The organism is Marinobacterium mangrovicola, assembly GCF_004339595.1.
GTDB classification, from domain to species: Bacteria; Pseudomonadota; Gammaproteobacteria; order Pseudomonadales; family Balneatricaceae; genus Marinobacterium_D; species Marinobacterium_D mangrovicola.
The window spans coordinates 24547-45592 of record NZ_SMFU01000011.1 but is presented as its reverse complement, the minus strand read 5'-3'; the positions used below and the strand labels follow the sequence as shown (position 1 = coordinate 45592).

Annotated in this window: 17 protein-coding genes; 11 read left to right on the top strand and 6 right to left on the bottom strand. The window is 58.5% G+C overall.

The genetic code is table 11. The features are described 5' to 3' along the window. Nucleotides 1–51: 51 nt before the first annotated feature. Nucleotides 52–3504 carry an acyl-[ACP]--phospholipid O-acyltransferase gene (locus CLV83_RS17265; protein ID WP_132295396.1) on the bottom strand — a complete coding sequence of 1151 codons (3453 nt, stop codon included), beginning with the start codon at nt 3502–3504 and terminating at the stop codon, nt 52–54. Between the two features lie 215 nt (nt 3505–3719). Here CLV83_RS17265 and CLV83_RS17260 point away from each other — a divergent pair, with 215 nt between their 5' ends. Together CLV83_RS17260 and CLV83_RS17255 are read left to right on the top strand one after the other, a co-directional pair. Beyond that, nucleotides 3720–4763, top strand: a complete 1044-nt coding sequence (locus tag CLV83_RS17260; RefSeq protein ID WP_132295393.1) for an FUSC family protein — start codon at nt 3720–3722, stop codon at nt 4761–4763. 37 nt (nt 4764–4800) lie between these two features. Then, nucleotides 4801–5526, top strand: coding sequence for a helix-turn-helix domain-containing protein (locus CLV83_RS17255; protein WP_132295390.1), 726 nt, complete (start codon nt 4801–4803; stop codon nt 5524–5526). Nucleotides 5527–5547: 21 nt separating this feature from the next. On the opposite strand, the gene CLV83_RS17250 is transcribed toward CLV83_RS17255, so the two are convergent. Together CLV83_RS17250 and CLV83_RS17245 are read right to left on the bottom strand one after the other, a co-directional pair. Beyond that, the gene (locus CLV83_RS17250; protein WP_132295387.1) at nt 5548–6084 is read right to left on the bottom strand and encodes a DnaJ domain-containing protein; all 537 of its coding nucleotides are present in this window, start codon (nt 6082–6084) and stop codon (nt 5548–5550) included. Between the two features lie 111 nt (nt 6085–6195). Beyond that, nucleotides 6196–7080: a LysR substrate-binding domain-containing protein gene (locus CLV83_RS17245; protein WP_132295383.1), complete on the bottom strand. Its 885-nt coding sequence runs from the start codon at nt 7078–7080 to the stop codon at nt 6196–6198. A gap of 151 nt (nt 7081–7231) precedes the next feature. Between CLV83_RS17245 and CLV83_RS17240 the strand changes: the two genes are divergently transcribed. Together CLV83_RS17240 and CLV83_RS17235 are read left to right on the top strand one after the other, a co-directional pair. Next, on the top strand, nt 7232–7639 hold the full coding sequence (locus CLV83_RS17240; protein ID WP_165900339.1) for a CidA/LrgA family protein: 408 nt from the start codon (nt 7232–7234) through the stop codon (nt 7637–7639). Next, nucleotides 7632–8321 carry an LrgB family protein gene (locus CLV83_RS17235; RefSeq protein ID WP_132295377.1) on the top strand — a complete coding sequence of 230 codons (690 nt, stop codon included), beginning with the start codon at nt 7632–7634 and terminating at the stop codon, nt 8319–8321. Before CLV83_RS17240 ends, CLV83_RS17235 begins: the two co-directional genes overlap by 8 nt. A 55-nt stretch (nt 8322–8376) precedes the next feature. Here CLV83_RS17235 and CLV83_RS17230 read toward each other — a convergent pair whose 3' ends face one another. Then, nucleotides 8377–9603, bottom strand: coding sequence for an MFS transporter (locus CLV83_RS17230; protein WP_207894930.1), 1227 nt, complete (start codon nt 9601–9603; stop codon nt 8377–8379). A gap of 375 nt (nt 9604–9978) precedes the next feature. Further along, complete coding sequence (locus CLV83_RS17225) at nt 9979–10542, bottom strand: NADPH-dependent FMN reductase (protein ID WP_132295374.1); 564 nt, start codon at nt 10540–10542, stop codon at nt 9979–9981. Nucleotides 10543–10792: 250 nt separating this feature from the next. Between CLV83_RS17225 and CLV83_RS17220 the strand changes: the two genes are divergently transcribed. The 6 genes from CLV83_RS17220 (at nt 10793) to CLV83_RS17195 (ending at nt 18591) form a co-directional block, all read left to right on the top strand. Then, nucleotides 10793–11539 (top strand): IclR family transcriptional regulator, encoded by a 747-nt coding sequence (locus CLV83_RS17220; protein WP_132295371.1) that lies wholly within the window; start codon nt 10793–10795, stop codon nt 11537–11539. 374 nt (nt 11540–11913) lie between these two features. Next, nucleotides 11914–12969 carry a sensor domain-containing diguanylate cyclase gene (locus tag CLV83_RS17215; RefSeq protein ID WP_132295368.1) on the top strand — a complete coding sequence of 352 codons (1056 nt, stop codon included), beginning with the start codon at nt 11914–11916 and terminating at the stop codon, nt 12967–12969. 536 nt (nt 12970–13505) lie between these two features. Then, the gene (gene speB / locus CLV83_RS17210; protein WP_132295365.1) at nt 13506–14456 is read left to right on the top strand and encodes an agmatinase; all 951 of its coding nucleotides are present in this window, start codon (nt 13506–13508) and stop codon (nt 14454–14456) included. 146 nt (nt 14457–14602) lie between these two features. Continuing rightward, a complete protein-coding gene (locus CLV83_RS17205; RefSeq protein WP_132295362.1) occupies nt 14603–15949 on the top strand; it encodes a purine-cytosine permease family protein in 1347 nt (448 codons plus the stop codon). Nucleotides 15950–15962: 13 nt separating this feature from the next. Then, nucleotides 15963–17402 (top strand): aldehyde dehydrogenase family protein, encoded by a 1440-nt coding sequence (locus CLV83_RS17200; RefSeq protein WP_132295359.1) that lies wholly within the window; start codon nt 15963–15965, stop codon nt 17400–17402. 1 nt (nt 17403) lies between these two features. Beyond that, entirely contained in the window at nt 17404–18591 is a 1188-nt protein-coding gene (locus CLV83_RS17195) for an iron-containing alcohol dehydrogenase (RefSeq protein ID WP_132295356.1), read from the top strand. A gap of 87 nt (nt 18592–18678) precedes the next feature. Here the strand turns inward: CLV83_RS17195 and CLV83_RS17190 are convergent, their stop codons facing one another. Next, entirely contained in the window at nt 18679–19590 is a 912-nt protein-coding gene (locus tag CLV83_RS17190; protein WP_132295353.1) for a LysR family transcriptional regulator, read from the bottom strand. A gap of 193 nt (nt 19591–19783) precedes the next feature. Here CLV83_RS17190 and CLV83_RS17185 point away from each other — a divergent pair, with 193 nt between their 5' ends. Next, a complete protein-coding gene (locus CLV83_RS17185) occupies nt 19784–20959 on the top strand; it encodes an MFS transporter (RefSeq protein ID WP_132295350.1) in 1176 nt (391 codons plus the stop codon). Nucleotides 20960–21046: the final 87 nt, after the last annotated feature.

The window sequence follows — 21046 nt, the reverse complement described above, 5'->3', positions numbered from 1 at the left end:
TTGTCTATCTGCCGCTGCGTTTAGCAACGCGGCCAGTTTTGCAACATTCCGTTATGCCAGCGCGTCCAGCGCACGTTGTTTGAGCCCCTTGTAATCGATCTTGCCGCTGCCCAGTTTCGGTAGCTCTTCAACAGCGATCACCTCGGCGGGAATCATCAGCGGGTTCACGCCCGCATCGATCATTTTCTGGCGCACTTCATCCGCTGCACCGGTCACCAGCAGCACAACCTTTTCGCCCTTTTTATCGTCTTTGATATTGGTAGCGGCGAACTCGACGGCCTCGCTATCGACTACCCCGGCCACGGCGGCTTCCACCGCACCCAGGCTGATCATCTCGCCGCCGATCTTGGCAAAGCGGGAGTAGCGATCGACGATGGTCAGGAAGCCATCCGTATCCAGATGCCCCTTGTCACCGGTGCGGTACCAGCGGCGGCCATCCAGCTCGACGATGGCATCGTCGGTCTTTTCCGGATCATTCAGGTAGCCCTGCATCACCTGTCCACCGGAGACCAGGATCAGGCCATCTTCACCGGTGGGCAGGGTTTCCAGGCTTTCGGGGTCAACAATGCGGAAGCAGCTGCCCGGCAGCGGCAGACCCACACTGCCCTTCTTCTGCCCGGCCTGGAGCTTCCAGGTGTTCGGGTCCATCACATCGGGCACGTTGACGCTGGCCACAGGTGCAGTTTCGGTAGCGCCGTAACCTTCGAAGATGGTTTTCTTGAACTTCAACTCAAAGCTGTCACGCACCTCGGCGGAGAGCTTTTCCGCACCGGCCACGATTACCCGCAACGGCTCCAGCATCTCCGGCACCACCTTGCGGTTACGGGTATAAAGGCGCAGGAAGGTCGCGGTGCCGCAGAGGATGCTGACCTTGTAGCGGTAGATCGCCTTGGCGATATTCAGCGCATCGGTGGGGTCCGGATGACAGACCGCCGGAATCCCCTCCACCATCGGCAGCAGACTGTTCACCGTGAGACCAAAGGAGTGGAACAGCGGCAGACAGGCCATCATCGCGTCATCGTTACGGGTGTTGAGCACATCGCTGATCTGCTTGATGTTGCCCATCAGGTTTCGGTGGGTCAGCACCACGCCCTTGGGTGTGCCCTCACTACCACTAGAGAAGAGGATCTGCGCCGGGCTTTCCAGCTTCACGCCACGGCCATACAGACGGCACAGCAGCGAAGCCGGCAGCACATAGGCACCGATCAGGTGGCCCAGCAGACGGGTTTTGGTCATCTTCGCGCGCACATCTTCCAGGTACACGATTTTGGTACCGGCCAGCATGGCATCCATATCCAGACCACGTGTCTTGAGCTTTTTCATAAAACGCGCGGAGGTATAAACCGTATCGATAGAGGCGCTGCGGATCGCCGCCTGCACCGATTCCACACCGGCGGTGAAGTTCAGGTTCACCGCGGTCTGGCCGTTCAGCATCACCGCCAGGTTGGCCATGATTCCGGCCGCGCTGGAGGGCAGTAGCAGACCCACGTTCTGCTCGCGGCAGATCTTTTTCATACTGCGCGCCATGGCCGTGGTACCGGCGATGACACGGGCATTACTGAACTGGGCATCGCCCATTGTATCGATCAGGCTCACCGCGCGTGGATGGCGCTTGGCCTGCTTCAACCAGGCCAGCGGCAGCGGCTCCAGGCTGGCGGTGTAATCTTCCCAACCATTCACGGACAGCTCGAACACCTTCTGTTTCAGCGCATCGGCCTTGGTTTCCAGCGGCAGCGGCTGGCCCAGCGCCACGATGACGTTACGCTTAAAGCCATCTTGGGTGTTCTCACGCAGCTTCTCGCTATTGGAGCGCGATAGACGGCTACCCCAGAGGCCGCGCAGGTAGAAAGGTACGATCACGCCCTCTTCCACATCCTCGACCGCTTTTTCATAACCGTTGCGGAACATGCCAAGGTGACCGGTGCGGCTGATCGCCCCTTCCGGGAACAGGCACACCACCTCACCGTTTTTCAGGCATTCGTTGACGCTGGCCAGCGCGCCCTGGCTGTTGCCGGCGCTGATCGGGATCGCGCCAAAGAACTTCAGGAACGGCTTCAGGTACCAGGTTTCGTAGATGCTGCGCAGCATTACAAAGCGCACCGGGCGCGGGCAGGCGATCTGTACGATGGCCCAGTCGATCCAACTGATATGGTTACCCAGTAGCAGCACGCCACCACGCTTGGGCAGATTCTCCAGGCCAGACACGCTGACACGGTAGCTGCGTTTGAGGATCACACCGGCAAAGATGCGCACCAGCGAGTGCGGCAGGCAGTAGAAGGTATAAGCGGCACCGGCGATGGCGGTGATCGCCAGCAGGTAAAACAGGCCACGACTGCTAAAACCGACCAGCGAGAACACCACGGTCAACGCCAGGAAACCGAGCATCGCCAGGTTCTGAATCCAGTTGTTACCAGCCAGCACCGTACCCAGCTTGCTGGAGTGTGCGGTGTACTGGATCAGGGCGTTCAGCGGCACGATAAACAGACCACCGCAAACGCCCAGCAGCAGCAACAGCGCCGCCAGGGAAAACAGGCTTTCAGACACCGGCATCAGCATCAGGCAAAGCGCGATACCGATGGCACCCAGCGGCACCAGGCCCAGCTCGATATGGGCGCGGGAGGCACGACCCGCGGCCACGGAACCGATCAGAATACCGATACCGCTCACCGCCAGCAGTCCCTGAATCACCAGGGTATTGGTCTCTGCCAACACCTCTTTGGCGTAGGCCGGAAACGCCGCCAGAACCACCTGGGAGATCGCCCAGAACATGGCCAGGCCAACAATGGAAAGCCAGATCGCCCGGCTGCCACGAATCGCGCCGATGTTACCGCGCAGGTAGCCGCCGGTCATATAAGTCTTGAAGCTGAAGGTTTTAGTCGGCTCACCCGCTTCTCGCCTGGGCAGACGACCCGCCAGAATCCACTCCACGAAAGAGAGCGCCACCAACACCAGACCCAGCGGCGCGATGGCGTGCATCACCTCGGTAGTGCTGGAAAAGTCCGGCTGATAGAAATGCTCAAACAGCGCAGAGAATGCGAAGGTCCCGCCCAGAATCGAGATAATCGTGGTCGCCTGCACCAGGGCATTCCCCTGGGCCAGACGCTCATCGCCAAGCAGCTCACGGATATAACCATACTTGGCCGGCGAGTAGATCGCGCTCTGAATCGACAGCAGCAGGGTCAGACCAAACGCCACCCAGAACCAACCCGCCAGGTAACTCAGCCCGATCAACGCGGTACCGCCCACCGCCGCCAGCGCGCCATAGCGCATAACGCTGGGTTTGGGGAAACGGTCGGAGAGAAAGCCGGAGGGAGAGAACAACAGAATAAACGGCAGCAGGATCAGACCATTGATTACAGCGGTCAGTATCACCTGCAGGTCGCCATCCCAGGTTTTGAAGATGGTGTTCTGAATAACGATTTTGTGGCCAAGATCCACAAAGGCGTTGAGAAAAACCACCAGCAGATAGGCGATAAATCCCTTAACCTTCAAGAGCTGATTCATAGTCGGCAGATTCCAGTTTCTGTACGGTTATTCGTCCTGCCATTCTGGTCAGAACCACACCTGATACAACTTCCATGTTTATAGTCGCGCCATAGACGCCAAAAGGTATTATATTTTAATACCCGACTTCGCTAAACTCCCGTGCCGCAGTCACGCACCTCCCTGTTCCGCGGTCGGCTGCTACTCTGATCATATACTCTATAAGGCCAGCGACGATGAGCGAGCAACGGCGGTTTTCTGCAGCCCGGCAGATGTTCACTGACTTTTTCCGCATCAACCAGCATGCCCGCCCCTGGCACCTGCCGGTGATGACCGGCCTGTGCGCCATGATACCGGCACTGATCGGCTCGTTTTACGGCGCCTTCAGCCTCGGCGTTATCGGCTGCCTGGGTGCTATGGTGTTTATTTACATTCCTCAAGCCAATCTTGGCAAAAGGCTGTTCACCCTGCTGATGGTGGCTATCGGCTTTCAGATCTCCTACTTTCTCAGCGCCACCAGCTCAGACACCCTGCTGGGCTCCACGCTGATTCTGTTTCTGATCACCTTGGTGATGACCCTGGTGGTGCGCGTTCTCCAGGTGGCTCTGCCGGGACGATTCTTCTTCGTGCTGGTAGCGATCACCGCGACACTGCACGCGCCCGGCATGCCGACCGTGGAAGAGCGGATGTTGATACTGGGGCTGGGCAGCCTGACCTCTATAGTCGGCATGCTGGTCTATCACCTGCTGGTACCGGTGAACCCTGCCGCCGGCCCGGGCAAACTGCCGCCCAACCAGAGCGCCGATGATCCCTGGATCGCCACCCTGGCAGACGGCCTGTGTAGCGCCGTGTTCGTTGCGCTCACCTTCTACATCGCCAGTGAACTGGAACTGCTCAAACCCTACTGGGCCACCATCGCCTGTGCCGCGATTCTGCAGGGTAACTCCCTGCGCCATATGTGGCAGCGCCAGGCGCAGCGCATTGTCGGCACCGCCATGGGCCTGGGTGTTGCCTGGCTGCTGTTCAGCTTTCAGCCCTCGACACTGGTACTTGCCATTGCGATCGGTCTTTTCAACTTCGCGATACAGTCGCTGGTGGTACGTAACTATGCCCTGGCGCTGGTGTTTATCACGCCGATGACGCTGATCTTTTCCGAGGCTTCCTCGCTGCAAACCGATCTCAGCACGCTGATGGAGGAACGCTTTGTCGAAACGGTTCTCGGCAGCCTTATCGGTTTTATCGGTGGCTGGGTGCTGCACCGGCTGCTGAAGCAAGGCTGATTCCACTGGAAGACTCACAACCGCCAAGGACAACATTATGGCCCGCCAGACCAAACCGCTGATCGATACCCTCAAACGCTGCCTGAAAGCCAACGGCAAAACCTACGCCGATGTCGCGACAGCATTGGATTTGTCGGAGGCTAGCGTCAAGCGACTGCTCTCCACCCACCAACTCTCACTGGAGCGACTGGATGCCATTTGTCAGCTAATGGGGATGGAGATCACCGATCTGGTGAAACAGATGGAGGAGAACTCGGGCCGGATCGAACAGCTGACCGTGGAGCAGGAACGAGAGATCGCCGGCGACCTGACGCTGCTGCTGATCACTGTCTGCGTGCTCAATCGCTGGACGCTGGAGCAGATCGTCAGCGTGCATAAGCTCGACGAGCATCTGTGCATCCAGAAACTGGCGCGGCTCGACAAGCTGCAGATCATCGATCTGTTGCCGAGAAACCGGATCAAGCTGAAGGTAGCCGCCAACTTCAACTGGATCGAGAACGGACCGATTCAGCAGTTTTTCCAGCAGCGCATCGCCGCCGAGTATTTCAACTCTCGCTTCCAGCGCGATGACGAAAGCCTGATCGTACTTAATGGCATGCTGTCGAAGTCATCCAACCAGGCATTCCAGCGCCGTATGCAGCGCCTGGCGCGGGAGTTCGAGGAGTTCAACCGGGAGGATGTAGCCCAGGAGTTCGATGACCGCCACGGTGCCACGGTGATCATCGCGATCCGCGGCTGGCGCTATGGTCTGTTTAGCAGTTGATCTGCGGCGGATTCGTGCCTACTAAAATGCCCGCTTCAACAACTCATCACGGGCCGCGGTAATATTCACAAACGTTTCCTGGCTGCCGCCGGCATCCGGGTGATGCTTCTGCGCCAATCGGCGATACGCGGTTTTGATCTGCGCTGCGTCCAGAACACCTTCTAACGGCAGGCTCAGGGACTCCCTGTGCTTACGCTCCGAGTACTGCTCAAAGGGGCTGGGTTCAGCCATGCGGCGCTGGTTAAAACGGACAAACGCCTCCTGCTCACGTTGTTGCGCCTCGCGCCTCAGTCTGTGGGATTCCCGACGCAGTTCCACCTGGTCCTGCTGCCAGCGCTGACGGGACATCACCAGACAGGCGGCGAAGCCCACCCGACCGCTCTCTTCCAACGTATCCAGACAGATCGGCCCAACCATCTCGTAGGGCTCGTCGAGCCAGGCATGACGCCCTTCGGGGCCGTTTTCTACCCGCTCAAATGTGACCGTATCGACCACGCCCATGGAGGGGCTCCAAATCACCCAGAACTCCTCTTCGGAAGATGGTGGAATATGCGACATAAGCGGTCCTGTTTGCCGGTGGATGTGGCCAATGTAGGCGTTCATTAAGCAATTCATTCACGTTTGCAAAATGTACACCAGTAGACCGGGACCGCAGCTTAACAGGAGGGGTTACAGAAGCGTTTCGCGGATCATCTCCCGCATCGCCCGGGCAGCGAAGGAGAGACTGGCCCGACGCCGCCAAATCAGTGACAGCGACCAGCGCAACGAGGAGCTTTCCAACGGCCGCACCACCACGCCCTCGGTGACGTGCCGTTCGGCAATGAGTCGCGGCAACAGCATCACACCGGTGCCGGCGGCCACCAGCGCCAGGCCGAAATCGGGATGGGTCACCTCCGCGGCGATATCCGGCTCAAAGCCCTTGTTGCGGCAGGTATCCCCGATCAGCTTGCTGAGCTGGAAGCTGCTGTCGAAGCCGATGATCGAAACTCCGTTCAGGTCCTCCAGTCGGATCGCTTTCTTCTCTGCCAGCGGATGCGCCTGGGGTAGCGTCAGCATCATCGGATCATCACAGATCTGCAGCCAGTCCACGTCCGCATCGGTGGGCACCAGACTGGTAGCCAGCTCTACCTCGCCATTGCGCAGCGCATCCTCCTGCTCGACACCGCCGCGCTCACGTAGATGGATCTCTATCTCTGGATAGGTGGCACGAAAGCGGGCGATGATCGGCGCGAAGATCTCGGCACTGCCCAGCGGCGACAGGCCGATATTCAGCTCGCCGGTTTCCAGCCCGCGCAATGCGTGCAGTTCATGGAGCATCTGCTCCCTTCGCGACAGCAGCTCCACGGCGTGGCGATACACCACCTCACCCGCTGGCGTCAGCCTGACTTTTGAACCGCGGTAACCCCGTTCCAGCAGGGTTTCATCCAGCTCCTCCTCGAGCCCGCGGATCGCCTTGCTGAGCGCCGGCTGGGACAGATGAACCACCTCCGCCGCCTTGCCGAAGCCACCACAATTGACGATCTCAACCAGAAAACGCAGCTCGCGCAGATCCATCTACCTAGCCCACTTAACATAACTAAAGCTCATCTATTCGATGTTTAACATTCATTATATCTATCACACCAAGATCGTTAAACTTTAGTCTTAATTCAGACACAGGCATCGCCCGATGCCGCCACACACGCCCCTGAATCACCGGATACCCATGGCACGCACCCGCTCGCTTTTTTCTGTTGTTCTGCAAATCACCGCCTTCTGCGGTCTGTTCTGGCTCTGTAACCTGCTGGTTGAGCTGGAACATCTGCCGGTGCCCGCCGGCGTGATCGGCATGGTGCTGCTGGTGGTTCTGCTGCTGACCCGGCTGGTGCCGGAAAAAGCGGTGCGCTCTGGCTCCAACTTTCTGCTCGGCGAACTGTTGCTGTTTTTTATCCCGCCCGTGGTCTCGATCCTGAAATACTGGTCGATGCTGCGGGATGATGGCTGGATGCTGATCGGCGCGCTGATCATCGGCACCGTGGTGGTGCTGACCGGCACCGCCTGGGTCGTTGATCGCATCTTCACGCTGGAAAAGCGGATGAACGAGCGCCGGATGCTGGACACTGTGCATGTCTGATTCGCTACTGGCGATCCTCAGTCTCGTTGCCACCCTCGGATTTTATTACCTCACCAAGCTCGCTTACCGGCGCAAGCGTATTATCCTGCTGGCCCCGATGCTGGCCGCTCCACTGGCTATCATCGCGCTGGTGCTGGCAGTGGATATCCCGCTGGATGACTACTACCTCTACACCCACTTTCTGGTGATGATGCTGGGACCCGCCACCATCGCCTTTGCGGTGCCGATCTATCAGGAACGTGACGTAATCCGACGCTATCCTATTACGCTGACGCTGGGCGTGATCACCGGTTTGATGCTGGGGCTACTCTCATCATGGATACTGGTGCAGTTGTTCCCACTGCCTGACGAGCTGGCCAGCAGCATGATGGTACGCTCAGTATCCACGCCCTTTGCGGTGGAAGCGGTCTCCTCCTTTGGCGGCGTACCGGATATCACCGCCATGCTGGTGATCATGACTGGCATTATCGGCATGGCCGTATCGGAAACCGTATTCAAGGTCGCGAAGATCCGCACTCCCCTGGCCAAGGGCGCAGCGCTCGGCGCGGCTTCTCATGGTGCGGGGACTGCAAAAGCCCGTGAACTGGGCCGTGAGGAAGGGGTAATAGCCAGCCTGACGATGATCTTTACCGGCGTGGCGATGGTGATCGGTGCACCGCTGTTTGCCAGCGTGCTGGGTTAAGCGATTCCGCCCTGGCCCTGCGCCAGGACGGAGATCAACGGCTCAGGATACAGCGTCAGGATGCAACCTGCGGCTGCACAACACGACGGCTGATGCCCATACAGAGCAGCGCCATCCCGCCAGAACAAAGCAACAGCACCGCACTCACCGAGAACGCGCTTTCAAACCCTGAGTAGTCAAACAGCACTCCACCCAGGGTGGAGCCGAGCCCGATCGACAGCTGGATAATCGCAACCATCAGACCACCGCCCGCTTCCGCATCATCTGGCATAGACTGCGACAGCCAGGTCCACCATCCCACCGGCGCAGAGGTGGCGACAAAGCCCCAGACAAACAGCACGCCCAACACCACAGCCAGCTGATCGCCGAACTGAACCAGCAGCAGGCCGCAGATCGCCAGGATCGCCGGCATCGTCATCAGCGCGCGGTAGACGTTGCCCTTGAGTGCATGACTGATCAGCGAGGTACCAATAAATCCAGCCACGCCGATCATCAGCAGAATCAGCGTCAGCAGCTGCTCGCTAACCCCGGTTTCCCCTTCCAGGAACGGGCGGATATAGGTGTAGAGCGTAAACTGGCCCATAAACAGCAGCGCGGTGGCACTGAAACCCACAGCGATCAGGCTGCGTCTTAACGGACGGAAGATATGGTGCAGCTTGCGCCCCTCGCTACCGCCAGGCATGGAAGGCAGAGTTATCCACTGCCAGACCAGCGCGATCAGCGCCACCGGCACCAGAAACAGAAAACCACCACGCCAACTGATCAACGATCCCAGAAAGCTGCCCAGCGGTGCCGCAATTACCATCGCCAGTGCATTACCACCATTAAAGATCGCCAGTGCCTTGGGGACTTTCTCCATCGGCACCATGCGCATCGCCGCCGATGCAGACATGGACCAGAAACCGCCGAGGGCAACGCCGACCAGCGCCCGACCGATCATATACACCAAGTAGTTAGGCGCCAGCGCGATCAATACACCGGACAACAACATCACCCCGGTGAGCGCGACCAGCACCGTTTTACGGTCCAGTTTTCCGGCAATCGCTGAGATCGACAGCGCAACGATTACGGCAAACACCCCGGACATGGAGATCCCTTGGCCAACCGCGCCCTCTGTCACCCCGAGCCCTGCGGCCATAGGCGTCAGCAAACTCACCGGCATAAACTCTCCGGTGATCATCACGAAGGCACACAGAGACATGGCGAAAACGCCACTCCAGTTAGCCTCTTTAACGCCTTCTGGCACGACGTCGGAAGTCTCGTCGCTTTTAGCTGAATCCATTTTTCTGCTCTCGAATAACTACGATCAAATAACACCACCCACGCCACAGCCGCTGCCTGCCGCCGCATACGTTTAAGGTGTGAGGGAATCACCGCCGCTCGCTCTGGAACGCCGGTTTTAGGAGCCGCTATTAGAGCGAAAAGAGGTAAAAGAGAGGTAGCAAATTCCACCTCCAGACTTGCCTGATACTCTAAAGCACCAGCATGAAAGCGCCTGGCTCGATACGGGGCAATATTCTGGAAACAGACAAATAAAGGAGGCGGGCTGCAACAACACCGATAAGCTCATATCGGATTCAACGGCTGCAGCCCACCGGTGCGGATCACCCTACTGCCTGCCGGTTAAACGGTCGCCAGCAGGCAGAGACGTCGGGTATTAGTCGCGATTGATGCGTGTGGCGAAGGCGCTGAAGGTTTCCAGCTGCGCCGCCAAGAATGAGCGGGTCTCTTCGTCGACCAGCTTATCGTCGCTGACCTTGTTATGAACCTGAGGCACCATCGCTTCCGGCTTGTTCATCACCATCGCATCGAAGAACACCAGGATCTGACGCAGGTGATACTGAGCGCGGCAACCACCGGCATTACCCGGGCTAGCGGTCTGAATCAGTACCGGCTTGCCGGCCAGCGGCTGCGGAGACACGCGGGAGATCCAGTCCAAGGTATTTTTCAGTACGCCGGGAACAGAGTAGTTGTACTCAGGCGTCACGATGATCAGACCATCCGCCTTGGCGATCTCATCAGCCATGGCCTGAACCGCCGCCGGGAAACCTTCTGCCTGAACGTCAGCATCGTAGTGCGGAATATCGCCGATGGAACCGAGCGGCTTGATCTCAACGCCCTTGGTGGCCAACTCCGGCAGAGAGCTTGCAATCGCCGCGTGGAAAGAACCTTTACGCAGGCTGCCGACCAGCGTAACGAAAGTCTGGGTTGTGTCGCTCATATCGATAAGCTCCAAATCTGTTTACATGCGGGATCAAACGTACTGGAAAGGACGACTTTGACTGCCAGCCACGTTCGGATACGCCTATACTAAACAAAAACCATAATACGGTACACTACCGTACCACTATGCAATACAAGCATAATGTAAATGCAATAAATGAACGATCGAACACTGCTCAAAACAATGCGTAATAAAACCAGGCTTAATAAAACCATGCGTAACCCAACAAGGCTTGAAGAGCTCCGTCATGGAAAATGAAAAGGCTCCGCAGGGGATACAGGTGATATCACGCGCAGCGGCCATACTGCGCGTACTGAAAGACAAGCCGCAAAGCCTGGGCAGCATCGCCAGCGCCACCGGACTGCCCCGCTCCACCGTGCAGCGCATCGTTGAAGCGCTGGCTCTGGAATCACTGGTAGAGGCAGGCAGCAAGGGCGTTCGCCTTGGCTGGGGACTGGCGGAAATCGCCAAGCGAAACGAAACCAATATCATCTCCACTGCGCGTCCGGTGCTGGAAACCCTGTTTGCCAGAACCCATGAAACCGTGGACATCTCCACCGCCCTTGGCGCAGAGGTCTCCTTTCTCGATCGCATCATCTCCGATCAGGAACTCCGGGTGGTCTCCTTTCCCAATAAACCCCGCCCTCTTCACGCCAAGGCGAACGGCAAGGCACTGCTGGCCAGCATGAGCGACCAGGAGATCGAACGCCTCTTCAGCGGCACACTCACAGCACTGACCGAGCACACGTTGACCGATCTACCCACGCTTCTCACAGAGATCGAGCAGGTCCGCCAATGCGGTCTGGCCTATGACCGGGAAGAACATGCCCTTGGCGTCTGCGCCATCGGTACCGGCCTGATCGCGCCGGATGGCAAACCCTATGCGTTTTCAGTAGCGATGCCGCTGAGCCGGTATGAGAGTATGAAACCGCAAGTGGAAGCTGCTCTGCTCGAAGCCCGCACCATGCTCACCGGGCTGCTTGAACAGCTCTAACTCAGCCCTTGCCTGTCCGATTCACAGGCGCCACTGACAGCCTGCATGGCCGTGCCGGGCCCCGTTAATGCAGGCTAATTCGGCGAAAGCGACTTCAGGCGTCTATCCTAGGAAAGCGATGCATTTCTGCGGTGCTGTTCTGCCATCATGGCGATTTCTCCCGCTTGTGCGCCGCGTATAAGCATACTGGCCGACCAGCCCACAAATAGACTGAAGTTAAGCAGGCTGAAATCAAGCCGCGACCGGCGGCAAGCGCAGGCCCGGGTTCAGGGTAATGAATGTGCAACAGATATCTCTTGTTCAGCCGCTATAATTCAAAGAGCTTAAATTAGTCCGCCTATAACAACACTCTCTAAACAGGTCCGGATGCCGTTATGGAACAACGAAAACCAGCGATCACCTACCGGCACGCTACACTGCAAGACGCTGACGCGACCCTGAATAACCTCCTGGACCTGGTTGTCGAGGGCACCTGGGATTGGAATCGAGCATCCGGCGAAGTTGTCCGCAGCCCCGGCTGGTACCGTATGCTGGGCTACGAAGTGGGTGTTTTCAAACAGGACGTTTTTACCTGGGAAAATCTGATCCATCCCGATGACTACCCCCGTGTGATGCAGAACTTCGAGCAGTTCACCGCTGGAAAGATCGACCACTACAGCATCGATTACCGCTGCAAAAAACAGGATGGCCACTACCTTTGGATCACAGACAACGCCCAGATTATCGCGCGCGACGATGAGGGTGTAGTCACGCGTATCCTGGGCGCACATCTCGATATTCACGAACGCAAAACCGCTCAGCTGGAGCTGTTTGAGCAAAACCGTCTGCTAAGGGCTGACAATGTCACCCTTGAGAAACTAATCACCCAGAAGGCGCGGGAACTGGAAAATAGAAACCGCGAGCTGCAGCAGAAGATCGAGCAGATCGAGCAGATCTCCAACACCGACCCGCTGACCCAGATTCCCAACCGCAAGAAGTTTGAAGAGGAACTGCGCACCGAAAAATCACGCTCTGACCGTTACGGACACGAGCTTTCGTTCGCGATGTTCGATATAGACCACTTCAAAAACATCAACGATACCTTCGGCCACGAAACCGGCGACAAAGTACTCAAAAAGCTGGCCGCGTTTATCTCCCAAAATATCCGCGACATCGACTTCTTCGGCCGCTGGGGCGGCGAGGAGTTTGTGCTGATATTCCCAGATGTACCACTCGAAGGCGCCACCGCCTGTGCGGAAAAACTGCGCCGACTGATCGCAGAGTATGAACTCTTCCCCGGCTTCAAGATCACCTGCAGCTTTGGTGTTACCTCCTACCGCACGGGCGACAGCATCGACGATATTTTTTCGCGGATCGACAATGCTCTCTACGTAGCGAAGGATTCCGGTCGTGATCGCGTGGTTGAGTTGCACGTGGAAGCGCAGAGTTAGCCCGTTCCAGCCATTCTGCGTATCCCTCCCCTAGTGACCAGGCAGCCCTAAAAGCGCTCGATCTCTCGGACAGATTACTCCAGCATTCACGGATAAATTGAGCGGATATGGATTTCGCACCGACCCTGCCTACTGAGGGCATAGACAGTAGCCTTTGCTCTAGGCCCTGATACCACGCAGCACAGTGATTACAAGGGGTTAAGTCTGTTTCATAGCTCCCTGTATACTCTTTGACCTCTGGCAGATTTCACCCACCAGAGCCCTTCCAGCACGCACCCCAAAACTTTATAAAACCTTAACCCACAATCTTTACCATTCTGTTTTTATTTCAAAACGTAGATAATTACACTGAATAAAATCCATATGACCAGCCAAAAATACTTTATAAATAAACATATACAGAAATAAAAAACTTCATAAATTACTGAACTGATTTTTTGTTTTTTACTATTTAACACGCCGACTACGGATCCTAGTATCGCGATAAGGACAGCTAAGGACTGTCGACTCATCGCTACAGACAGAGGATCAAAATAATGGATAACTCCCTCAACCAACCTCAGGGCGGCAACGAAATGCCCCGCTTCGGCGGCCGCGCTACCATGTTGCGACTGCCGTTCGCCGAAACTGCTGAGGGTCTGGATGCTGCGTTTGTTGGCATTCCTCTGGATATCGGTACCTCGCAGCGCGCCGGCACCCGCTACGGGCCTCGCCAGATCCGCGCCGAGTCCGTGATGATCCGTCCTTACAACATGGCCACGGGCGCTGCGCCGTTCGACTCCCTGCAGGTAGCCGATATCGGCGATGTGCCGATCAACACCTACAACCTGCTGAAGTCCGTCGACATCATCGAGGACTACTACACCCAGCTGAACCCTTATTCAGTGATTCCGCTGACTCTCGGCGGCGACCACACCATCACGCTGCCGATCCTGCGCGCCATGGCGAAAAAGCATGGCCCGGTGGGGCTTATCCATGTCGATGCGCACACCGACACCAACGACAACATGTTCGGTGAGAAGATCGCCCACGGCACCACCTTCCGCCGCGCGGTCGAGGAAGGCCTGCTCGACTGCAACCGCGTGGTGCAGATCGGCCAGCGCGCCCAGGGTTACTCCGCCAACGACTTCAGATGGGGCGAGAGCCAGGGTTTCCGCCTGTTCACCGCCGAGCAGTGCTGGCACAAATCCCTGGCGCCGCTGATGCAAGAGATCAGCCAGCTGATGGGTGAAGGCCCGGTCTATCTCTCCTTCGATATCGATGGTATCGACCCGGCCTGGGCGCCGGGCACCGGCACCCCGGAAGTGGGTGGCCTGACCTCGATCCAGGCGCTGGAAATTGTCCGCGGCTGCAAGGGCCTCAACCTGGTCGGCGCCGATCTGGTTGAGGTTTCACCGCCCTACGATCTGAGCGGAAACACCTCTCAGCTGGGCGCCAACCTGCTTTACGAAATGCTCTGCGTTCTGCCCGGCGTTACTTATAAGTAGAGCTACACCTAAAGCTACAAGCAACGCCAAAGCCATGCACAGGTCGGTCGCCACAGAAGCGACCACCTGTTCAGCCGCTTACAAAGCAGCAAGACCTCTCGAATGCGAAAAACAATAAAACATTAAACGTGCATGGAGTTTTAAAAATGGAAATACATAGCGGACACGATACGATCCTCCCCACTAGTGCGGAAGACCGTAATCTGGGGCTTCTGGGAACCATTTTTCTCTGGACCGCAGCCACACTGGTCACTCCGACCATCATGACGGGACAGATGTTCATCCCCGATGTCACCCCCTACTCCGCCTTTATGACGGTGCTGATCGGCTCCATCCTGGGCTGTATCGCGCTGGCATCCGTGGCGATTATCGGCACCAAAACCGGCCTGCCGACCTTTGTTATCGCCCGCTCAACCTACGGCTATCACGGCTCTAAAATCTTTGCCGCCCTCAACGTGGTGATACTTGCAGGCTGGTCTCTTATTCAGGGTTACCTCGGTGCCATGGCCCTTAATAAAGTGACCAGCTTGGTGTTCGGCCTGGATAATATCGTACTGTGTATTTTTATTACCCAGGGCCTGGTGATGGTGATCACCATTCTCGGCCACTCCGGCATCCAGAAGATCGAGGGCGTCGCCTCCTCGCTGATGCTCATCATGGCACTGTCGGTGACCTACAAGCTGCTCAGCGAGCACGGCCTGACCGAGGTGAAAAACCTGCCGCTGTCCGATACACCGAGCCTCACCCTGGCGATTGTATTCGATATCGTGCTGGCCACCGCGTTCTCCTGGATCACCCTGCCCTGCGACTACAACCGCTACTGCAAGAGCAAGAAGGTCAGCGGCATCGGCATCGTCAGCGGCTACATGCTCGGCACCATCATCGCCATGGGCCTGGGCATTCTCGTCGGTGCGTTCTCCATCATCGGCGGCCACACCCCGACCTACGACCCCGCGGATATCATGCAGGGCAAATATGTCGCCCTGGGCTCGCTGGTGATGTTCCTCTCCGTGGTCACCACCAACATCATGAGCCTCTACAGCGTATCGATGAGCAGCATGTCCGTACTGCCGAAACTGCGCTTCCCGGTGGCCGTGCTGTTCTGGGGCGTTTTGATCATCCTTGGCACCCTGCTGCAGGAGATGCTGCTGGCGTCCTTCTTAGACTGGGTTCTGCTGGTAGGAGCACTGATGATTCCGGTGTTTGCGATCATCATTACCGACTACTACCTGATCAATAACCGCACCCTTAACGACAGCTCGGTGAACTACAGCTCTGTTAACAAGAAAGCCGGCCAGGGTCTGGATTTCAATTTCATTGCCCTGATCACCTACGTGCTCAGCGCTGTGTTTGCGATCTACTTCACCTATTCAGCGCCGCTGGAGATCGGCTCAACCGCACTGACCTTTGTTTTTGCGGCCACGGTCTATTTCGTGCTGACCAAGCTGTTCGGTGCGCGCAACAGCCAGAACCTTTCAACCGCACAACTATAAAACCCGGTTAACTATGACTCGTATCGAAAACTACATCGCAGGGGAAGCGAAGCCGGTAGAGGCCTACGCTCCCTCGTTTAACCCCTACAACCAGGAAACCATCGCCGAGTATCCCCTGTCCGGTGCGGCAGATGTGGATAACGCCGTCGCCAGCGCCAACCGTGCGCTGCGCGACTGGCGCCGGCTTTCATTCAGCCAGCGCGGCGAATACCTGGACAGGATCGCTAGCGAGATCGAGAAGCGCTCCGAAACTATCGCCCAGGCGATTACCCTGAGCGGCGGTAAACCGATCTCCGAAGCGCGCTTTGATGTGCTGGATTCCATCGACTGCTACCGCTACTACGCCAAACTGGCGCGGGCACAGGACGCTCAGCAGAACACACTGGTTGAGACAGAAGCCGACGACCTCTCCAGCCGCACCCGCCGCGAGCCGGTTGGCGTGGTCGCGCTGATCACGCCCTGGAACTTCCCCACGGTGACCACCTCCTGGAAGCTGGCTCCAGCGCTGGCGGCGGGCTGCGCCGTCGTGCTCAAGCCGTCGGAGATTACACCGCTGCCGGAGTCTTACCTGGCGGAGATCTGCGCCGCGGTCGAACTGCCCGCCGGTGTCGTCAACATCACCTACGGTGCCGGTGAGACCGGCGCCGAGCTGGTGCGCCACCCGGATGTGCGCAAAGTGTCTTTCACCGGCAGCACCGAAACCGGTGGCCGTATCGCCACCGCCGTAGCCGCCGATATCAAGAACCTGAGCCTGGAACTGGGCGGCAAGTCCTCGATTATCGTCTGCGAAGATGCCGACCTTGAGCTGGCCACCTCCGCCGTGATCGGCGGCATCTTCTTTAACAACGGCCAGATCTGCTCGGCGACTTCTCGTCTGCTGGTGCACGAATCGATCGCGCCGGCCCTGCTGGAACGCCTGGCCGCCGAAGTAGCCGGCATGAAGCCCTCCGACCCGAGCGCAGAGGATTCCGTACTCGGCCCGCTCGCCTGCAGGGCGCAGTTCGACAAAGTGAGCTCCTACCTTGAGGTCGCAAAAGAGGAAGGGCTCAACGCACTAACCGGTGGCAATGCGCACGCCCATCCGAGCTGCAAACTGATGATCGAGCCGACTATCTACACCGATGTGCCAGCGAGCAGCCGCCTGTGGAACGAAGAGATCTTTGGCCCGGTGCTCTGCTGCCGTACCTTCAGCAGCGATGAAGAGGCGATCCGCGAAGCCAACAACTGCGAATACGGTCTGGCCGCCACGATAATCAGCAGCGATGAAGCGCGTGCCGATAACCTCGCCTTTGAGCTGGAAGCGGGCCATATCTGGATCAACACGGATCAGCGCGTGCTGGCGGAAACCAGCTGGGGCGGTATGAAAAAGAGCGGTATCGGCCGCGAGCTTGGCCCCTGGGGTCTGGCCGCGTTCACCGAGATCAAGCACATCACCAAGCCGTCGGGAGTCTGAGATGACCTATCCGCTGCTCAATGACTGGAGCGCTTATGTACCGCCCGTGCACTTTGGTGCGGGCCGCAGCGCTGAAACCGCCGAACTGCTGAAAGCCAAGGGACTGCAGAGCCTGCTGGTCGTCACCGACCCGGGCGTTCGCAGCCAGCCGTTCTTCGACAGCTTTATCGCCTCCCTGGATCAGCAGAAGGTTAAGCTGAGCCTCTTCAGCGATATCCGCAGCAACCCCACCTCCGATAGCGTCACCGCCTGCGTCGAGGCCTATCGCGCCAATGGCTGCGACGGCATCGTCGCCATCGGTGGCGGCAGCGCCATCGATGTGGCAAAGGCGGTCTCACTGACCGCCAACAACGGCATCAGCCTCTGGGAGTTCTGTCAGCTGGAAAACCCGGACCTGCTGCCGAAGGTGGAAGGCGAAAACTTCTTTGTGCCGCTGATGATCATCCCGACCACCGCGGGCACAGGGTCTGAGCTGTCCGGCAGTTTCTGCGTAATCACCGATACCGCAACCCATCGCAAGCGGGTAGCGTTTCACACCGAGCACTTCCCCTTTGCGATCATCGATGACCCGCAGCTGCTCACCGGCCTGCCGGCGAACCTGACCGCCTGGACCGGCATGGATGCGCTGACCCACGCGCTGGAAGCCTACGCGGCGCCCTCTTACAACCCATTGTGCGATGGCATAGCGCTGGAGGCGATCCGCCTGTGCGAACAGTGGCTGGAGCCTAGTTTCAAGGATGGCCACAACGCCGAAGCACGGGCGCATATGATGTCTGCATCGAGCATCGCGGCGGTGGCATTCAGCTCGAAGGGGCTCGGTGCCGTGCACTCCATGGCGCATGCGGTGGGTGCACTGTTCGATACTCACCATGGTCTGGCCAACGCGGTACTGCTGCCCTATGTGCTGGAGCACAACAAGGGTGCCATCGAAGAGAAGCTGACCAACGTGGCCAGGCTGCTGGATCTGGAAGAGCGCTCCGCCGACGGCGTGATCGCCTGGCTGCTGCAGTTGCGCAAGTCGCTATCGATTCCGCATACACTGGCGGAGCTGGGCATCGAGCGCAGCGCCCTGGCAGAGATCGCCCAGGCCTCCTTCCAGGATGCCGAGCATCAGACCAACCCGGTCGCCATGACCGAGGCGGACTTTATGGCCATCGCCGAGCGCGCCTTCGACGGCTACGTCTGTTAATGCCAAGCCTGTAACGCTAGACAAGCCCCTTACCACAGGGTCCTAAAGGGGCTTGTCTTCTATCTGCCGTAGCGGCCTTAGCCCCATTTACAGCGTGCCCGGGCCTTCCATCTTCTCCAGCAGATAATCGATAAACACCCGCACCCGTGCCGGCATCGTTTTGCCGCCGATAAACACCGCGTGAATCGCCTCGGTATCGCCGGGGTTATAGTCATCGAGCAAGCTCACCAACCGCCCGGAGGACAGCTCCGGCCCGATATGAAAATCCCCCAGCCGGGTGATTCCCACACCCTGCAGCGCCAGCTGCACCAGCGTCTCGCCGTTGTTGGCGTGGGCGTTACCATCCACCGGCAGCATGATCTCTTCGCCATCCACCCAGAACGGCCAGCCCGGCTCAATCCGTTTGAAGCTGAAGTCCATGCAGTTGTGGTTCACCAGATCCTGGGGCTCTCGCGGATAGCCATGCTTTTTAAGATACTCCGGCGAAGCCACCACAGAGCGACCGGTTTCTCCCAATCGACGGGCGCTAAGCAGACTGTCCGGCAGCGGCCCAAAGCGGATCGCCACATCGATATGGCCGCCCTCCACATCGGAGACCTCATCACTGAGGTGCATATCCACGGTGATATCGGGGTAGCGGGCGAGAAACTCCGGGATCAGCGGCACTATATAAAGTCGCCCGTGCGCCACCGCCGCGCTAACGCGTACCAGCCCCTTGGGGCTGCCCCGGTCGGCGATGGCGGTTTCGGTCTCGTTAAGGTCTGCCAGAATCCGCCGCGCCGCCAGGGCGTAATCCTCCCCTTCCCGGGTCAGACGCAGGCTGCGCGTGGTGCGCACCACCAGCTGCACACCCAGGCGCTGCTCGATACGACTGACCAAGCGGCTCACTGCAGAGGGAGTCAGCCCCGACTCGCGAGCAGCACCGCTGAACGACCCGGCGCAGGCGACGGCCAGGAAGGTCTCCATCTCGGCAGTGCGGTCTGTTCTTCTGTTTTCCATTGATGGTTCTCACGGGCAAGACAGGCAAAGGGTTAACAAGCCTTGAGTCTAATGACTCCGTCATCCTGCTGCGACCGCCGCAACCGCTTTATTTATGAATTCAATGCACAGCTGGTTGGCATCAGCACCGGATTATCAGCCTTGTTGCGATGCAGTATATTCCCCACATGTAAAAACCTTGGAGAAAAACCTGATGAAACTTAACCTGCCCCTGCTGGCACTGGCGCTGGGCGCCTTCGGTATCGGAGTGACCGAATTCTCGCCCATGGGCATGCTGTCGATCATTGCCGGTGACCTGGATGTGAGCATCCCCACCGCCGGGATGCTGATCAGCGCCTACGCTTTCGGTGTGGTGGTCGGCGCGCCGATCATGACGCTGGGCTTTGCGAAAATGTCGCGCCGCAGTCTTCTGCTGCTGGCGATGAGCCTGTTCACTGTCGGCAACCTGATCTCGGCGCTGTCCGATAGCTACGGCACCCTGCTGCTGGGCCGTATCGTCACCTCGTTCAACCACGGCGCCTTCTTCGGTGTCGGCGCTGTGGTCGCCACCCAGCTGGTACCGCCGGAGAAGCGTGCCGGCGCCGTGGCCGCCATGTTCTCCGGCCTCACCATCGCCAATATCGGCGGTGTGCCCCTGGCCACCTATGTGGGTGAAACTCTGGGCTGGCGTAGCGCCTTTATGGGGATGACCGTGATCGGCCTGATCACCATGCTGGCCCTGCGCGCTTCCATGCCGAAACTGGCCGTGGATGGCCAGACCACCATCGCCAATGAGATCCGTGTGCTCGGCAAAAACTCGGTGCTGTTCGCGCTGCTGCTGACCGTGGTGGGTTCCAGCTCCATGTTCACCGTGTTCAGCTATATCGCGCCGATCCTGCAGGATGAAACCCGCGTCGGCACCTTGTTCGTCACCAGCATGCTGGTGCTCTACGGGTTGGGCCTTGCGGTGGGTAACATGCTCTCTGGCCGTTTTGCCGACCGCAACCTGACCGGCACCCTGGTGATCTCCATGCTGGCCACGGTGATCCTGCTGACGGTCTTTGCCGCCACCATGCAGAACATGCTGATCGTGCCGCCTCTGATCTTCTTCTGGGGTATCGCCAGCTTCGCCGTGGTACCGCCGCTGCAGGCGCTGGTGGTATCCGAAGCCAGCGATGCACCGAATCTCGCCTCTGCCATGAACATCGCCGCCTTCAACCTGGGTAACGCCACCGGCGCGGCCCTCGGCGGAGCAGTGATTCACCTGGGGCTGGGTCTGCCCAGCGTGGCGCTGGCCGGTGCCGCCACCTCAGCGGCGGGACTGGTGCTGGTACTGATGTTCCAGAAACACAAGAAGGCACAGGGAGAGGAGCTGGTAGGCGCGAGCTAAGCCTTACCTTTCACTCGCCCCAAAACGAACAAAGCAGCCAGATGGCTGCTTTGTCTTTTTATGGCTCGGTGTCCAGCTCGTCGAAGA

Bases quoted from the DNA above. Each gene is read 5' to 3' on its own strand.
- CLV83_RS17265 (WP_132295396.1), bottom strand. From the start codon at position 3,504: ATGAATCAGCTCTTGAAGGTTAAGGGATTTATCGCCTATCTGCTGGTG.
- CLV83_RS17260 (WP_132295393.1), top strand. From the start codon at position 3,720: ATGAGCGAGCAACGGCGGTTTTCTGCAGCCCGGCAGATGTTCACTGAC.
- CLV83_RS17255 (WP_132295390.1), top strand. From the start codon at position 4,801: ATGGCCCGCCAGACCAAACCGCTGATCGATACCCTCAAACGCTGCCTG.
- CLV83_RS17250 (WP_132295387.1), bottom strand. From the start codon at position 6,084: ATGTCGCATATTCCACCATCTTCCGAAGAGGAGTTCTGGGTGATTTGG.
- CLV83_RS17245 (WP_132295383.1), bottom strand. From the start codon at position 7,080: ATGGATCTGCGCGAGCTGCGTTTTCTGGTTGAGATCGTCAATTGTGGT.
- CLV83_RS17240 (WP_165900339.1), top strand. From the start codon at position 7,232: ATGGCACGCACCCGCTCGCTTTTTTCTGTTGTTCTGCAAATCACCGCC.
- CLV83_RS17235 (WP_132295377.1), top strand. From the start codon at position 7,632: ATGTCTGATTCGCTACTGGCGATCCTCAGTCTCGTTGCCACCCTCGGA.
- CLV83_RS17230 (WP_207894930.1), bottom strand. From the start codon at position 9,603: ATGGATTCAGCTAAAAGCGACGAGACTTCCGACGTCGTGCCAGAAGGC.
- CLV83_RS17225 (WP_132295374.1), bottom strand. From the start codon at position 10,542: ATGAGCGACACAACCCAGACTTTCGTTACGCTGGTCGGCAGCCTGCGT.
- CLV83_RS17220 (WP_132295371.1), top strand. From the start codon at position 10,793: ATGGAAAATGAAAAGGCTCCGCAGGGGATACAGGTGATATCACGCGCA.
- CLV83_RS17215 (WP_132295368.1), top strand. From the start codon at position 11,914: ATGGAACAACGAAAACCAGCGATCACCTACCGGCACGCTACACTGCAA.
- speB (WP_132295365.1), top strand. From the start codon at position 13,506: ATGGATAACTCCCTCAACCAACCTCAGGGCGGCAACGAAATGCCCCGC.
- CLV83_RS17205 (WP_132295362.1), top strand. From the start codon at position 14,603: ATGGAAATACATAGCGGACACGATACGATCCTCCCCACTAGTGCGGAA.
- CLV83_RS17200 (WP_132295359.1), top strand. From the start codon at position 15,963: ATGACTCGTATCGAAAACTACATCGCAGGGGAAGCGAAGCCGGTAGAG.
- CLV83_RS17195 (WP_132295356.1), top strand. From the start codon at position 17,404: ATGACCTATCCGCTGCTCAATGACTGGAGCGCTTATGTACCGCCCGTG.
- CLV83_RS17190 (WP_132295353.1), bottom strand. From the start codon at position 19,590: ATGGAAAACAGAAGAACAGACCGCACTGCCGAGATGGAGACCTTCCTG.
- CLV83_RS17185 (WP_132295350.1), top strand. From the start codon at position 19,784: ATGAAACTTAACCTGCCCCTGCTGGCACTGGCGCTGGGCGCCTTCGGT.